Source organism: Streptomyces sp. NPDC006235 (genome assembly GCF_040613735.1).
Lineage (GTDB): Bacteria > Actinomycetota > Actinomycetes > Streptomycetales > Streptomycetaceae > Streptomyces.
Map to the genome: position 1 here is coordinate 227,837 of NZ_JBEXSR010000009.1, position 14,908 is coordinate 242,744.

Consider the following 14,908-nt stretch of genomic DNA (forward strand, 5'->3'; position numbering starts at 1 on the left):
CTTCGTCGTCAGGCCGGCGCGCTGCGCCCGACCACCGTCCCCGCCCGGTCGATGCAGATCACGTCGACCACGACCGGCGCCCCGCGCAGCACGGCCAGGGCCTCGTCGCGGGCGGTCGTGGCGACCAGGTCGCCGAGCGGCACCCCGGCGGCCTGGCACGACTGGAGCGCGGCGAGCCCGGTGTTGGCGTCCGCCACCTCGGCGGCCAGCGCCTCGTCGGCGCCGCCGCGCCGGGCCAGTTCGGCGAGGAAGCCCTTGTCGACCTGGGAGCGGGCCGAGTGCAGGTCGAGGTGCCCGGCGGCGAGCTTGGAGAGCTTGGCGAAGCCGCCGCAGATCGTCAGGCGGTCGACGGGGTGGCGGCGGATGTACTTCAGCACGGCTCCCGCGAAGTCGCCCATGTCGAGCAGGGCGTCCTCGGGCAGCCCGTACTCGGCCACGACCGTCTTCTCCGACGTCGACCCGGTGCACCCGGCGACATGTCTGCGCCCCGCCGCCCGCGCGACGTCCACGCCCCGCCGGATGGAGTCGATCCACGCCGAGCAGGAGTACGGGACGACGATGCCGGTCGTGCCCAGGATGGACAGGCCGCCCAGGATGCCGAGCCGGGGGTTCCAGGTGGAGCGGGCGATCTCCTCGCCGTGGTCGACGGAGACGGTGATCTCGACGTCGCCCGAACCGCCGTGCCGGGCGGCGACCTCGGCGACGTGGTCGCGCATCATCTGCCGGGGAACCGGGTTGACGGCCGGTTCGCCGACGGGCAGGGGCAGACCGGGCCGGGTGATGGTGCCGACCCCGGGACCGGCCCTGAACACCACCCCGGCCCCGGCGGGCAGCCGCCGTACCGTGACCCGGACCAGCGCGCCGTGCGTGACGTCCGGGTCGTCCCCGGCGTCCTTCACGACCCCCGCCATCGCGTGCCCGTCGCCCAGCTCCTCGACGGCCAGCGCGAACGACGGCGTCTGCCCCTTCGGCAGGGTGATCGTCACGGGGTCGGGAAACTCGCCGGCCAGCAGGGCGGTGTACGCCGCCGTCGTGGCCGCCGTCGCACAGGCGCCGGTGGTCCAGCCGGGCCGCAGGCCGGTGTGCTCCAGCTGGGCCCTGCGGCCGCCCTTCACTTCGCTGCTCATGAACGGACCTGGACTTCCATGCGCGTACTGATTCTCGGCGGCACCACGGAAGCCCGCCGTCTCGCCGAACTGCTCCACGACACGCCCGGCCTGACCCTGACCAGCTCCCTCGCCGGGCGGGTGGCCAGCCCCCGCCTGCCTCCGGGCGAGGTCCGGATCGGCGGCTTCGGCGGGGCGGAGGGGCTGGCCGCGTGGCTGCGCGAGCACCGGGTGGACGTGCTCATCGACGCCACCCACCCTTTCGCCGGGACGATCAGTTTCCACGCGGCGCGGGCCGCCGCCACCGCCCATGTTCCCCTGCTCGCCCTGCGGCGCCCTGGCTGGGTCCCCGTCGAGGGCGACGACTGGCACGACGCCGGTTCCCTGGAGGAGGCCGCGCGGCTGCTGCCCGCGCTCGGCCGGCGCGTGTTCCTCACGACCGGGCGCATGGGCCTGGCCGCGTTCGCCGGTCTGGACGACCTGTGGTTCCTGGTCCGCTCCGTGGACGCGCCCGAGGCCCCGCACCCGTCCCGCATGGAGGTGCTGCTCGACCGCGGCCCGTTCACGCTCGACGGCGAACGCGAGTTGCTGCGCCGGCACCGTATCGGCGTCGTGGTGACCAAGGACAGCGGGGGAGCGGCCACCGCCCCGAAACTCACGGCAGCCCGGGAGGCCGGCCTCCCGGTCCTGGTGATCCGCCGCCCCCCGGCCCCCGAGGGCGTCCCGGTGGTACCCGGGCCGGAGGAGGCGGCCCGGTGGGTCGGGGAGTGGTTGCGGGGGCGCGGGTTGCCGGCCGGCGGCTGAGAACCGGCCTGGTCCGGGGCCGGGCCGGCCGCGGTCGTCCGCTGCGCGGCCCTGCCTCGTGCCGCGTCCCTGCCTGGGGATGTCCGGCCGCGGTTGCCCGGTACGCGATCTCGCGTCGCGCCGGGTCCGTAACCGGCCCCGTTCTGCGACCAGGTGGCGAGCCCGCCGCCGCGCCCCTTCACGCCTCCGGATAGCGCCGCGGCGTCCACACGATCTCCTCGCCGTCCCCGCGCCGGACGGCCCGGGTCTGGGAGGAGCCGACCAGCAGGATCGTGCGCATGTCGACCTCGGCCGGGTCCAGGTCGGCCAGGCGGACGATCCGGACGCGTTCACCGGTGCCGCCCACGTCCCGGGCCACCACGACCGGGGTGTCCGGTGCCCGGTGCTCCAGCAGCAGCTCGCGGGCCTTGCCCACCTGCCAGGTGCGGCTGCGCGAACCGGGGTTGTACAGGGCCAGCACCAGGTCCGCCGAGGCCGCCGCGTGCAGCCGCTCGGCGATGACCTCCCAGGGCTTGAGCCGGTCGGAGAGGGAGATCGCGGCGTAGTCGTGGCCGAGCGGGGCGCCCGCCCGGGCCGCTGCCGCGTTGGCGGCGGTCACGCCCGGCAGCACCCGCACCGGGACGTCCGCGTACTCCTCCTGGGACGCGACCTCCAGGACGGCCGTCGCCATGGCGAACACGCCCGGGTCGCCGCCGGAGACGACCACGACCCGCCGCCCGCGCCGGGCCAGGTCGAGGGCGAACTCGGCGCGCTCCGACTCGACCCGGTTGTCCGAGCCGTGGCGAACCTGCCCGGGCCGCCGCGGCACCCGGTCGAGGTAGGTCGTGTAACCGACCAGGTCGTCCGCGGCGGCCAGCGCGCCCCGGGTCTCGGGCGTCAGCCACAGCGGACCGGCCGGCCCGGTCCCGACCACGACGACCTCGCCCCGCTCCGGGGTCTCCGGCCGTTCGGCGTCGACCCGGCTGGGCAGCACGGCCACCGAGAAGTACGGCACCGACTGCGCGTCCACGTCGGCCAGTTCGGCCAGCCGCTCCCCGGCCATGGTGGCCCGCTCGACGTACCGGGCGTCGTCCAGCCGCCCCGAACCCTCCAGCGCGCTGCGCACCTTGGTGAAGGTCCGCCCCAGCTTCATCACCACGGCCGCGTCGGTCGAGGCGAGCCGTGCGGTCAGCTCCTCCTCGGGCAGGGTGCCCGGGAGGATCGTCAGCACCTCCTCGCCCTCGGCGAGCGGCGTGCCCAGCCGCGCGGCGGCGGCGGACACCGACGTGACACCGGGGATCACCTCGGTGTCGTAGCGGTCGGCGAGCCGCTTGTGCATGTGCATGTAGGAGCCGTAGAAGAGCGGATCGCCCTCGGCGAGGACCGCCACCGTCCGCCCCGCGTCCAGGTGCGCGGCGAGCCGGGCCGACGCCTCGCCGTAGAACTCCTCCATGGCGCCCTGGTAACCGCCGGGATGGTCGGTGGTCTCGGTGGTGACCGGGTAGACCAGCCGCTCCTCGATGTGGTCGGCGCGGATGTGCTGCGCCGCGATCGAGCGGGCGATGGACCTGCCGTGCCGGGCGCTGTGGTACGCGATCACGTCCGCCTCGGCGATGACCTCCACGGCCCGCAGGGTCATCAGGGACGGGTCGCCCGGGCCGAGCCCGACTCCGTACAGCCGCCCCGCTGTGGTCTGCTCGCCGCTCACTCTTCCTCACTCGCGATCGCGTTGAGCGCGGCGGCGGCCATGGCGCTGCCGCCGCGACGGCCGCGCACGACCAGGTGTTCAAGCCCGGACGGATGCGCGGCCAGGGCGTCCTTGGACTCGGCGGCCCCGACGAAGCCGACCGGCACGCCGATCACGGCGGCCGGACGCGGAGCCCCCTCCTCGATCATCTCCAGCAGCCGGAACAGCGCGGTCGGCGCGTTGCCGACGGCCACCACCGAGCCCTCCAGCCGGTCCCGCCACAGCTCCATCGCCGCGGCGCTGCGCGTGGTGCCGAGCTTCGCGGCCAGCTCCGGCACGGACGGGTCGGAGAGCGTGCAGAGCACGTCGTTGCCGGCCGGCAGCCGCTTGCGCGTCACGCCGCTGGCCACCATCTGCACGTCCGTGAAGATGGGCGCGCCCGCGCGCAGGGCAGCACGGGCCCGGGCCACCACGTCCGGCGTGTAGGCCAGGTCCCGTACGAGGTCGACCATCCCGCAGGCGTGGATCATCCGGACCGCGACCTGGCTGACGTCGGCGGGCAGGGCCGCGAGGTCCGCCTCCGCGCGGATGGTGGCGAAGGACTGGCGGTAGATGGCCGCGCCGTCCTTCTCGTAGTCGTACGTGGTCACGGTGGTCTTCTCGCTGCTCTCGGTCGTCGTAGGGGTGGTCATGACGGGATCTCCGCCAGGGCGGCGGCGAGTCGGGCGGGGTCGTCCATCGAGGTGGTCCGGGGTTCCTCGCCGCGTACGGCTGTGGCGAGGCGGTAGCCGCCTCCCGGTTCGGCGACCACGTCCACGCGGTCGCCCCTGGGGTGCCCGCAGCGGCGTTCGCAGCCGGACCAGTACAGGGGCAGGCCGTGCGGGCCGAGCGCGTCGAGGGATGCGGCCGCGTCGGTCCGCACGTCGGCCTGCGACTTGGCGCATCCGGGCCTGCCGATGCAGGCGCCGACGCGCAGCCAGGGGGAGTGGGGGTCGGTGACGAGGCCGGTGGCGGCGAGGCGGGCGAGGGACTCGTCCGCTTGGTCGCCCCGTGTGGGAAGAACCACACCGCGCCACGGCGTCAGACGCAGCTCACCGGCGGCGGCGCGCGTCAGTTCCCGCCATTGGTCCGCAGAGAGCCGCCCCAGGGGGACGTGCACGGAGAGGGCGTCACCGATCACTCCCGGGGGCGGTCCGTCCGTGCTGCCGGTCTCCCGGCTCCGCGGCTCGTGGCGGATGCCCTCGGCGGTCAGACGCCGGCCGACCGCAGCGAGGAACTCACCCTCGCCAAGGCCGAGTTCCTCCACGCGCCAGACCTGTGCCCCGCTCGCCCGGGCCGCCTCCAGGAAGGTCTCCGCGGCCAGCAGCGCGGCCCGCGCCGCCTCCCCGACGGGGACGGCCAGCGCCTCTCCGGCCGCTCCGAGGGCGAGGTGCGCACCGCCGTCCGCCGTCGCCCGTACCGTCACATCGGCATCGAGACCGGACACGTCCCCGCGCCCGTCGTCGAGCGCGAACAGGAAACGCCCCGACAGGGCCTGTGCCGCCTCGCTCCCGCACAGCGCCGCGTCGAGGGCCGTCAGCCAGGGCCGTACGTCCAGCGCGCCCCGCCCGTCGAGACCGGACAGCGGCGAGGCCACGATGTTGCGCACCCGCTCGTGCCCGTGCGAGGGCAGCAGCCCGGCGGCGTCCAGCAGGCGGGCCAACTCCCCGCCGCAGCCCTCGTCCAGACCCCGCAACTGCACGTTGCCGCGCGAGGTCAGATGCAGGTCGCCGTCGCCCAGCCGCTCCGCCGCGTCGGCGAGCGCCGCGGCCTGACGCAGGGTCAGCACCCCGCCGGGGACCCGGACTCGGGCCAGCGCGCCGTCGTCCGCCGCGTGCAGCCGCAGCGTCCCCGGGCAGGCGTCACCGCGGTCCCGGGAGACCGCTGTGGCCTGGGGCGATGAACGGAGGGCAGGCGTGGACATGGCGGCGAGCATACCTACCATCACACCCGGTGTATGCCCCGCCCTTTTCCCCCGCCCCTTACTATGCTCCTCGGTGGATCATCCGGTCCGCCGACGCCACGACGGCGACAGGGGAGGAAGCCCGGTGCGAATCCGGCGCGGTCCCGCCACTGTGAGCCCGGCCCACGCGGGCCGGGCGAGCCAGGAACTCCCGCCGTCCCACCACCCGCCCGGGGCGCGGACACCCCGAGGAAGGCCAGCCGCCGCATGCTGCACTCAGCCGGGGAACGACTCTCGAACCCCCGCATCCTGCTCCTGTCGACCTCCGACACCGACCTGCTCAGCGCCCGCGCGGCCGCCGGCCCGGTCCCGTACCGCTTCGCCAACCCCTCCCGCCTCGCCCTCGACGACCTCCCCTCCCTCCTCGACGGTGTCGGCCTGGTCGTCGTACGCCTCCTCGGCGGTATCCGGGCCTGGCAGGACGGACTCGACCTGCTCCTCGCCGACGGCCGCCCGGTCGTCGTCCTCACCGGCGAACAGGCGCCCGACGCCCAGCTGATGGCGTCCTCCACGGTCCCCATCGGCATCGCCGCCGAGGCCCACGCCTACCTCGCCCACGGCGGCCCGGCCAACCTGGAGCAGCTCGCCCGCTTCCTCTCCGACACGGTCCTGCTCACCGGCCACGGCTTCGAGGCACCGGAAGCCGCCCCCACCTGGGGCCCGCTGCCCCGGGAGGGCCGGGACACCGACGGCCCGACCGTCGCCGTGCTCTACTACCGGGCCCACCACATGAGCGGCAACACCGCCTTCGTCGGTGCCCTGTGCGACGCGATCGAGGACGCGGGCGGCCGGCCCCTGCCCCTGTACGTCGCCTCCCTGCGCGCCCCCGAGCCCGAACTCATCGAGGAACTCCGCGCGGCCGACGCCATCGTCACCACCGTCCTCGCCGCCGGCGGCACCAAGCCCGCCGAGGCCTCGGCCGGCGGCGACGACGAGTCCTGGGACGCGGGCGCGCTCACCGCCCTCGACGTACCGATCCTCCAGGCCCTGTGCCTCACCGGCTCACGGACCGACTGGGCGGACAACGACGAGGGCGTCTCCCCGCTCGACGCGGCCAGCCAGATCGCCGTCCCCGAGTTCGACGGCCGCCTCATCACCGTCCCGTTCTCCTTCAAGGAGATCGACGCCGACGGCCTCCCGGCCTACGTCGCCGACCCCGAGCGCGCCGCCCGCGTCGCCGGGATCGCCGTACGCCACGCCCGGCTGAGCCACATCCGGCCCGCCGACAAGCGCCTCGCGCTGGTCCTGTCCGCCTACCCGACCAAGCACTCCCGCATCGGCAACGCGGTCGGCCTGGACACCCCCGCCAGTGCCGTCGCCCTGCTGCGCCGGCTCCGCGACGAGGGCTACGACTTCGGCACGGACGCGGAGGTGCCCGGCCTGGCCTCCGGCGACGGGGACGAGCTGATCCGCGCGCTGATCGAGGCGGGCGGCCACGACCAGGACTGGCTCACCGAGAAGCAGCTGGCCCGCAACCCGGTGCGGATCCCGGCGGCCGACTACCGCCGCTGGTTCGCCACGCTCCCCGAGGAACTACGCACGGCCGTGGAGGAGCACTGGGGCCCGGCCCCCGGCGAGATGTTCGTCGACCGCAGCCGCAACCCCGAGGGCGACATCGTCCTCGCGGCCCTGCGCTTCGGCAACCTGCTGATCCTCATCCAGCCCCCGCGCGGCTTCGGCGAGAACCCGATCGCGATCTACCACGACCCGGACCTGCCGCCCTCCCACCACTACCTGGCCGCCTACCGCTGGATCGCCGCCCGGGCCGAGGACGGCGGATTTGGCGCCGACGCGATGATCCACCTCGGCAAGCACGGCAACCTTGAGTGGCTGCCCGGCAAGAACGCAGGCCTGTCCGCCGCCTGCGGCCCCGACGCCGCCCTCGGCGACCTCCCGCTGATCTACCCGTTCCTGGTCAACGACCCTGGCGAGGGCACCCAGGCCAAGCGCCGCGTCCACGCCACCCTCGTCGACCACCTCGTCCCGCCCATGGCCCGCGCCGACTCCTACGGCGACATCGCGCGCCTGGAGCAACTCCTCGACGAGTACGCGCAGATCTCCTCCATGGACCCGGCCAAGCTCCCGGCGATCCGCGCCCAGATCTGGACGCTCATCCAGGCCGCCCGGCTCGACCACGACCTCGGCCTGGAGGACCGCCCGGACGACGACGGCTTCGACGACTTCCTCCTGCACGTCGACGGCTGGCTCTGCGAGGTCAAGGACGCCCAGATCCGCGACGGCCTGCACGTCCTCGGCAACCCGCCGCAGGGCGCGGACCGCGTCAACCTCGTCCTCGCCATCCTGCGAGCCCGCCAGATCTGGGGCGGTGCCACGGCCCTGCCCGGCCTGCGCGAGGCCCTCGGCCTGGACGAGTCCGCCGCGACCCGCACGAGTGCCGACGCGGCCGAGGAGCAGGCCCGCGCCTTGGTCCAGGCCATGGAGGACGCGGGCTGGGACCCGGCTGCGGTCCCCACCGAGCACGGCGAACAGGTCGCCGCCATCCTTCGGTTCGCGGCCCGCGAGGTCGTGCCGCGCCTCGCCGCGACCACCGCCGAGATCGACCACACCGTCCACGCGCTGGCGGGCGGCTTCGTCCCGGCGGGCCCCTCGGGATCACCCCTGCGGGGCCTCGTCAACGTCCTCCCGACGGGCCGCAACTTCTACTCCGTCGACCCCAAGGCCGTCCCCTCCCGCCTCGCCTGGGAAACCGGGCAGGCCCTCGCCGACTCCCTCCTTGAGCGCTACCGCACCGACAACGGCGACTGGCCCACCTCCGTCGGCCTGTCCCTGTGGGGCACCAGCGCCATGCGCACCGCGGGCGACGACGTGGCCGAGGCCCTCGCCCTGCTCGGCGTCCGCCCCGTCTGGGACGACGCCTCCCGCCGGGTGACGGGCCTGGAGCCGGTCCCGTACGAGGAGCTGGGCCGCCCCCGCATCGACGTCACCTTGCGCATCTCGGGCTTCTTCCGGGACGCCTTCCCGCACACCATCGGCCTGCTGGACGACGCCGTACGCCTGGCCGCCTCGCTGGACGAGCCGGCCGAGGCCAACCACGTACGGGCCCATGTCCAGGCCGACCTCGCCTCCCACGGCGACGAACGCCGCGCCACCACCCGCATCTTCGGCTCCCGGCCCGGCACGTACGGCGCCGGCCTGCTCCAGCTCATCGACTCCCGCGACTGGCGCACCGACGCCGACCTCGCCGAGGTCTACACCGTCTGGGGCGGCTACGCCTACGGCCGCGAACTCGACGGCCGTCCCGCCCGCGAGGAGATGGAGACCGCGTACAAGCGCATCGAGGTCGCCGCGAAGAACACGGACACGCGCGAGCACGACATCGCCGACTCCGACGACTACTTCCAGTACCACGGCGGCATGGTGGCGACCGTCCGGGCGCTGCGCGGCACCGCCCCCGAGGCGTACATCGGCGACTCCACCCGCCCCGAGACGGTCCGTACCCGCACCCTCGTCGAGGAGACCTCCCGCGTCTTCCGCGCCCGGGTCGTGAACCCCAAGTGGATCGAGGCCATGCGCCGCCACGGCTACAAGGGCGCCTTCGAACTCGCCGCCACCGTGGACTACCTCTTCGGCTACGACGCCACCACCGGCGTGGTCGCCGACTGGATGTACGACAAGCTCACCGAGACCTACGTCCTGGACCCGGTCAACCGCGAGTTCCTCCAGCAGGCCAACCCCTGGGCCCTGCACGGCATCGCCGAACGCCTGCTGGAGGCCGAGAGCCGCGGGATGTGGGAGAAGCCCGACCCGGCCGTGCTGGAGGGCTTGCGGCAGGCGTACCTGGAGACGGAGGGGGACCTGGAGGGCGACGGGTGACCGGGCCCCGGCTCACTCCTCGTCGGACGTGGTGGGGCGGGTCCGGCCGGGCTCCGGCAGCTCGCCCTGCTGCGCCCGGACGTGGAGCACGTCGCCGATGAACAGGTCGTACACCAGCACCCCGATCACGCCGCCGACGAGCGGACCGACGATCGGGATCCACCAGTAGCCGCTGAACGCCCCCGCCAAGCTGCCGGGGAACGCGAGTTCCCCCCAGCCCTCCATCCAGGTGAACAGGCGGGGGCCGAAGTCGCGGGCCGGGTTGATCGCGTAGCCCGCGTTCGCCCCGAAGGACATGCCGATGGCCGCCACGACGAACCCGATCACGAGCGGGCCGAGGTTGGCCTTCACGGCCGTGTTCCGCAGGTCGATGATCGCCACCACCAGCATGACCAGGAAGGCCGTGCCGACGACCTGGTCGATCAGCGGACCCCAGATGCCGCCATTGAAGTACGGCGCCGGGAAGGTGGAGAAGATCGAGAACGAGGCGAGGGTGTGCCCGCCCGTCTTCGGCCCTTTCATGGCGTCGTCGAAGGTGTTGATGGCGTCGTGGTACACGGCGTAGACCAGTGCCGCACCGGCCAGGGCGCCGAGCACCTGTGACACCCAGTAGGGGACGACCTTGACCCACGGGAACTTGCGGCGCACGGCGAAGGCCAGCGTCACCGCCGGATTGATGTGCGCACCGCTCACCCCGCCGGCCACGTAGATACCGAGGATCACGGCCATGGCCCATCCCCAGGTGATCAGCAACCAGTCCCCGGCACCGAGGAAGAACGTGGTGGGCCCCTCGGTACGCCCTGAGCCGGGCAGCGCCGCGACCGCCATCGCGACCACGCCGCAACCGAAGGAGATGAGGACGAAGGTCCCCAGGAACTCCGAAAGGCATTCGCCCCACAAGCCTCCGCGGCGCCTGAGCCGAGAGGGCTTCAGCAGGGGCTGGATCTCGACGGCCATGATGATCCTCCCAGACACTCGCCCCGCGCCGGAACGCGGCTGCCCGTGCCGTTGTGGCCTGCTTTCGCTTCATGCCGTGTCGCCAAGGTAAATCCGTGCAGCGACCGCCGCGACTCGACACCGGGGCGACCCGGCCTCTGACCAAGCGTAAGGGTGCCGATACGGACAGTGCCGATACCCTTGCGAGGAATCCCGGCTCCGGCAGGGCGTGACTACAGGCGCCGCAGCGACCGCAGGGCGGCCCGGCCGGCCGCCGCCGCGGCGGTCGCCGCGAGGGCGGTGGCGCCGGCGGTGGTCGTCCACCGGGCCGTGCGGGAGGGCCAGCCGGGCCGCGCGGCCAGGCGTTCCGGGTGTTCGGACGGGAGCGTGCCCTCCAGGCCGAGGGCCAGTACTTCGGCCAGGTGCAGGGCGCGCCGCCCGGTGCCGCCCTGTTCGATCTGGGTGCGGCAGCTGAAGCCGTCGGCGAGCAGCAGGCTGCCGGGGGCGGCCTCGCGGACGGCGGGCAGGACGCCCTGTTCGGCGACGGCCAGGGAGACCTCGTAATGTCCGCGTTCAAAACCGAAGTTGCCGGCGAGGCCGCAGCAGCCCTCATCGAGGACGTCGGCGTCGAGACGGGCGCGGCGCATCATCTCGCGGTCGGCGTCGAACTTCATGATGGCGTGCTGGTGGCAGTGGGTCTGCACCGTCGCCCGCCGGGCCAGCCGAGGGGGTCGCCAGCCGTCGGGCGCGTGGCGGACGAGCTGTTCGGCGAAGGTGCGGACCTGCCCGGCCAGCCGCTGCACGTCCGGGTCGGCGGGCATCAGCTCGGGGGCGTCGGCGCGGAAGACGGCGGTGCAGGACGGTTCGAGGGCGATGACCGGGGTGCCCGCGTCCAGCTGCGGCCGCAGCGTGTCGAGGGTGCGGCGCAGCACCTTCTGGGCGCGGGGCAGTTGGCCGGTGGAGATCCAGGTCAGGCCGCAGCACACCGGTTCGGCGGGCACGGCGACGCGGAAACCGGCGTCCTGCAGGACGCGCACGGCCGAGATGGCGACCGAGGGGTGGAAGTAGGTGCTGAAGGTGTCGGGCCACAGCAGCACGGTGCGCGGATCGGCCGGGTCGGGCTCCTCGGTGCCGCGCCGCTGCCACCACTCGAGGAAGGACTGCGGGGCGAACACCGGTGCCTGACGGGCCTCGTCGACGCCCGCCAGCCGCTTGCCCGCCCGGGCCAGGCCGGGCGCGTGCAGGGCGCCGTTGACCAGCCCGGGGGCGATCCGCGACAGGCGCGCCCATACGGGCAGCCAGCCCATGGAGTAGTGGGCCGCGGGGCGCATCCGCCCCTCGTAGTGGTGCGAGAGGAACTCCGCCTTGAGGGTGGCCATGTCGACGCCGGTCGGGCAGTCCGACTTGCAGCCCTTGCAGGCCAGGCACAGGTCGAGGGCATCGCGCACCTCGGTGGAGCGCCAGCCGTCCGTGACGGCGGAGTCGGCGTGGCCGCCGAGCATCTCGAACAGCAGCCGGGAACGGCCTCGTGTGGAGTGCTCCTCCTCCCTCGTGGCCCGGTAGGAGGGGCACATGACGCCGCCGGAGTGGCTGCGGCAGTTGCCGATGCCGACACAGCGCAACACGGCTCGGCCGAAGGAGTGGTCGTCCTCCGGGAAGCCGAAGTGCGTCGCGGGTGCGGCCGCCGGGTGCCAGGAGGCGCCCAGGCGCAGCTGTCCGTCGACCGGGTTGGGGTCGACGACCTTGCCCGGGTTCATCCGGTTGTCCGGGTCGAACAGCGCCTTCAGCTCGCCGAACGCGGTCACGAGCCGCTCGCCGAACATCCGCGTGAGCAGCTCGCCCCGGGACTGGCCGTCGCCGTGCTCACCCGACAGGGAGCCGCCGTAGGAGGAGACGAGGTCGGCGGCCCGCTCCACGAAGCGCCGGAATCCTGCCGCGCCCTCGGCGGTCCTGAGTTCGAACGGGATGCGGGTGTGGACACAGCCCTGCCCGAAGTGCCCGTACAGGGACGGGCGGTCGTAGTCGAACTCCCCGAACAGCTTCCTCAGGTCCCGCAGATAGTCGCCGAGCCGCTCGGGCGGGACAGCCGAGTCCTCCCAGCCCTCCCACGTCTCCCGGTCGTGGGGCGGCCGGGCGGTGACGCCGAGCCCGGCCTCACGGGCCTTGAGCATCCGCTGCTCCCGCTTCGGGTCGTCGGAGAACGCGACCGCGCGGTCCTTCTCGGACCGGCCGATGGCCCCCAGAAGAGCATGCGCCTGCTCGTCGACGGCGTCCTGGCTGTCGCCGAAGAACTGCAGCATCAGCCAGCTGTCGCCCTCCGGCAGGGTGTCCAGGGACTCCAGGAAGGCGCCCTCCTCCCACATCAGCTGGGCCATGCGCCCGTCCAGGGCCTCCAACTGGCCGGGGGAGCAGTGCTCCAGCAGGCGGGGGACGTCGTCGGCGGCCGTGCAGATGTCGTCGTAGCCGAGGACCAGCAGCGACTGGTACGCGGGCACCGGGACCAGGTCGAGTTCCGCACGCAGCACGGTCACCAGCGTGCCCTCGCTGCCGACCAGGGCCTTGGCGACGTCGAAGCCGTTCTCGGGCAGGAGCGCGTCGAGGTTGTAGCCGGAGACACGGCGCGGGATGTCCGGGTAGTCGCGCCGGATGTCGCCGAGGTACCCGGTGACGATGCGGTCCAGGCCGGCGTACAGCTCGGCGCGCCGGCCGCCCTCCGCGGCGATCCGCGTCCGCTCGGCCCGCGAGGCCGGCCCGACCCACAACCGGACGCCGTCGTAGGTGAGCACCTCCAGACGGCGCACGTTGTCGACGGTCTTGCCGTAGGCCTGCGCGGACGCGCCGCACGAGTTGTTGCCGATCATGCCGCCCAGGGCACAGTGGCTGTGCGTGGACGGCTTCGGCCCGAACTGCAGCCCGTGACCGGCCAGCTGCCGGTTGAGCTCGTCCAGCACGATCCCCGGCTCGACCACGCAGGTCCGTGCGCCGGGATCGACGGAGACCAGCCTGGTGCAGTACTTGCTCCAGTCGATCACCACGGCCGTGTTCGTCGACTGGCCCGCGAGGCTGGTGCCGCCGCCCCGCGACAGGACCGGGGCACCGAAGCGGGCGCACACCCGCACGGCCTGAGCCCCGGCCTCCACCGTACGAGGCACCACCACGCCGATCGGCACCTGCCGGTAGTTGGAGCCGTCGGTCGAATAGGCGCCCCGGCTGCCCGCGTCGAACCTGACCTCGGCGTCCACCTCCTCACTCAGCGCCGCCGCCAGCCCGGCCACATCGGCGCCGGAGCCGTCGAAAGGGATGCGCGCCATCGGGTGAACCACCTCCCCGAGCCGTCGACCGCGCGCGACGTCCGGCCGCGCCGGGAAGGCTCTCCGCCTGCCGCTCCCGGGTACCCGACCGTGCCGAACGCAAGAGTGGACTCACACCCTCATACGGCGTCGCCTCCGGGGGTGGCGATGCCTGCTGTGTTCTCGACTGACAGCAGGGAGTTCTGCCGTCCGGTGCCGAGCCAGCGCACGAGGGCCACGAGGGCGAGGGCGAGGATGGCGAAGGCGATGAGGAGGGCGCTGATCGCGGTGACGCTGGGGTCGATGTCGAAGGTGAGGGAGTTGTAGACCTGTACTGGGAGGGTGACGGTGTTGACGGAGGAGAGGAACTGGGAGATGTAGAACTCGTCGAAGCTGGTGATGAAGGAGAAGATCGCGGCGGCGATCATGCCGGGTGCGGCGAGGGGGAAGGTGATGCGCCGGGCGATGGTGAGGCGTCCGGCGCCCATGCTGGCGGCGGCGTCTTCGAGGCGTTCGTCGATGCCGCGCAGGGTGGCGATGAGGATGAGTACGGCGATCGGTGAGGCCAGGACGGTGTGGCCGAGGGCGATGGCGATGGGGCTGCCGAGCATGGAGGCGGGTTCGAAGAGCAGGAACAGGCCCAGGGCGGTGACGATCTGGGGGATGAGCAGTGGTCCGAGGACCAGGGCGTAGACCGCGGAGCGCAGCGGGAGTTCGCTGCGGGTCAGGGCGGTTGCCGCGGTGACGCCGATGACCAGTGAGAAGAGGGTGCTGAGGCAGGCGACGAACGCGCTGAGTGTCAGGGCGGCCGGCCATTTGCTGCCGTCGGCGAACAGTGCCTTGTACCAGTTCAGTGTCCAGGCGTCGGGTGGGAAGGCTGCGAAGGCGTTGTTGCTGAAGGAGGTGACCAGGATGACGACGATCGGCAGGGCCAGGAAGAGCAGGATGAGGGTGGCGATGGCGGTCAGGGCGATCCGTCCGGCGAGGGTTGTGCGCAGCTCCATCATGAGGCGTTCCTCTTTTTCCGGCTGGCGCCCAGGGAGGTGACGAGTTTGACCAGCAGCAGTCCGGCGAAGGTGAGCAGCAGCAGGATGACGCCCTGAGCGGCTGCCCCGTTCCACTGGTTTTCCTTGGTCACTTGCTGGTTGATGAGGGTGGCGATCATCGTCTGCTTTGGGCCGCCCATCAGGGCGGGGGTGATGTAGTAGCCCAGGGAGAGGATGAAGCTGAGCAGTCCGGCACTGGCCAGGCCGGGGGCGACCAGGGGCAG

Annotated in this window: 9 protein-coding genes, 1 pseudogene and 1 riboswitch; of the genes and pseudogenes, 2 read left to right on the forward strand and 8 right to left on the reverse strand. The window is 73.3% G+C overall.

The genetic code is table 11. From position 1 onward, the window contains the following. Window positions 1-8: 8 nt before the first annotated feature. Window positions 9-1,127 (reverse strand): cobalt-precorrin-5B (C(1))-methyltransferase, encoded by a 1,119-nt coding sequence (locus tag ABZ192_RS14550; protein WP_356924826.1) that lies wholly within the window; start codon window positions 1,125-1,127, stop codon window positions 9-11. Window positions 1,128-1,145: 18 nt separating this feature from the next. Here ABZ192_RS14550 and ABZ192_RS14555 point away from each other — a divergent pair, with 18 nt between their 5' ends. Then, a complete protein-coding gene (locus ABZ192_RS14555; protein ID WP_356924827.1) occupies window positions 1,146-1,910 on the forward strand; it encodes a cobalt-precorrin-6A reductase in 765 nt (254 codons plus the stop codon). Between the two features lie 178 nt (window positions 1,911-2,088). Here the strand turns inward: ABZ192_RS14555 and ABZ192_RS14560 are convergent, their stop codons facing one another. Genes ABZ192_RS14560 through cobG form a run of 3 tightly spaced genes read right to left on the reverse strand, consistent with a single transcriptional unit; the run spans window position 2,089 to window position 5,539 of the window. After that, window positions 2,089-3,597: a precorrin-2 C(20)-methyltransferase gene (locus tag ABZ192_RS14560; protein ID WP_356924828.1), complete on the reverse strand. Its 1,509-nt coding sequence runs from the start codon at window positions 3,595-3,597 to the stop codon at window positions 2,089-2,091. Beyond that, entirely contained in the window at window positions 3,594-4,268 is a 675-nt protein-coding gene (locus ABZ192_RS14565) for a precorrin-8X methylmutase (RefSeq protein WP_356924829.1), read from the reverse strand. Before ABZ192_RS14565 ends, ABZ192_RS14560 begins: the two co-directional genes overlap by 4 nt. Further along, window positions 4,265-5,539, reverse strand: a complete 1,275-nt coding sequence (gene cobG / locus ABZ192_RS14570) for a precorrin-3B synthase (protein ID WP_356924830.1) — start codon at window positions 5,537-5,539, stop codon at window positions 4,265-4,267. Before cobG ends, ABZ192_RS14565 begins: the two co-directional genes overlap by 4 nt. A 113-nt stretch (window positions 5,540-5,652) precedes the next feature. After that, window positions 5,653-5,729, forward strand: a riboswitch (cobalamin riboswitch). 56 nt (window positions 5,730-5,785) lie between these two features. Between cobG and cobN the strand changes: the two genes are divergently transcribed. Then, the gene (cobN, locus tag ABZ192_RS14575; RefSeq protein ID WP_356924831.1) at window positions 5,786-9,412 is read left to right on the forward strand and encodes a cobaltochelatase subunit CobN; all 3,627 of its coding nucleotides are present in this window, start codon (window positions 5,786-5,788) and stop codon (window positions 9,410-9,412) included. 12 nt (window positions 9,413-9,424) lie between these two features. Here cobN and ABZ192_RS14580 read toward each other — a convergent pair whose 3' ends face one another. The 4 genes and pseudogenes from ABZ192_RS14580 to ABZ192_RS14595 form a co-directional block, all read right to left on the reverse strand. Continuing rightward, window positions 9,425-10,369: an MIP/aquaporin family protein gene (locus ABZ192_RS14580; protein WP_356924832.1), complete on the reverse strand. Its 945-nt coding sequence runs from the start codon at window positions 10,367-10,369 to the stop codon at window positions 9,425-9,427. A 212-nt stretch (window positions 10,370-10,581) separates the two neighbouring features. Continuing rightward, the gene (locus ABZ192_RS14585) at window positions 10,582-13,659 is read right to left on the reverse strand and encodes an FAD-linked oxidase C-terminal domain-containing protein (RefSeq protein WP_356924833.1); all 3,078 of its coding nucleotides are present in this window, start codon (window positions 13,657-13,659) and stop codon (window positions 10,582-10,584) included. Window positions 13,660-13,778: 119 nt separating this feature from the next. Further along, the gene (locus tag ABZ192_RS14590; protein WP_356924834.1) at window positions 13,779-14,645 is read right to left on the reverse strand and encodes an ABC transporter permease; all 867 of its coding nucleotides are present in this window, start codon (window positions 14,643-14,645) and stop codon (window positions 13,779-13,781) included. Further along, window positions 14,642-14,908 (reverse strand): annotated as a pseudogene (locus ABZ192_RS14595) (ABC transporter permease); the annotation flags it as partial. The gene ABZ192_RS14590 and the pseudogene ABZ192_RS14595, both read right to left, overlap by 4 nt.

What these genes read in the sequence shown, in the direction of transcription:
- ABZ192_RS14550 (WP_356924826.1), bottom strand. Translation starts at nt 1,127, where the DNA reads ATGAGCAGCGAAGTGAAGGGCGGCCGCAGGGCCCAGCTGGAGCACACC.
- ABZ192_RS14555 (WP_356924827.1), top strand. Translation starts at nt 1,146, where the DNA reads ATGCGCGTACTGATTCTCGGCGGCACCACGGAAGCCCGCCGTCTCGCC.
- ABZ192_RS14565 (WP_356924829.1), bottom strand. Translation starts at nt 4,268, where the DNA reads ATGACCACCCCTACGACGACCGAGAGCAGCGAGAAGACCACCGTGACC.
- cobG (WP_356924830.1), bottom strand. Translation starts at nt 5,539, where the DNA reads ATGTCCACGCCTGCCCTCCGTTCATCGCCCCAGGCCACAGCGGTCTCC.
- cobN (WP_356924831.1), top strand. Translation starts at nt 5,786, where the DNA reads ATGCTGCACTCAGCCGGGGAACGACTCTCGAACCCCCGCATCCTGCTC.
- ABZ192_RS14580 (WP_356924832.1), bottom strand. Translation starts at nt 10,369, where the DNA reads ATGGCCGTCGAGATCCAGCCCCTGCTGAAGCCCTCTCGGCTCAGGCGC.
- ABZ192_RS14585 (WP_356924833.1), bottom strand. Translation starts at nt 13,659, where the DNA reads ATGGCGCGCATCCCTTTCGACGGCTCCGGCGCCGATGTGGCCGGGCTG.
- ABZ192_RS14590 (WP_356924834.1), bottom strand. Translation starts at nt 14,645, where the DNA reads ATGATGGAGCTGCGCACAACCCTCGCCGGACGGATCGCCCTGACCGCC.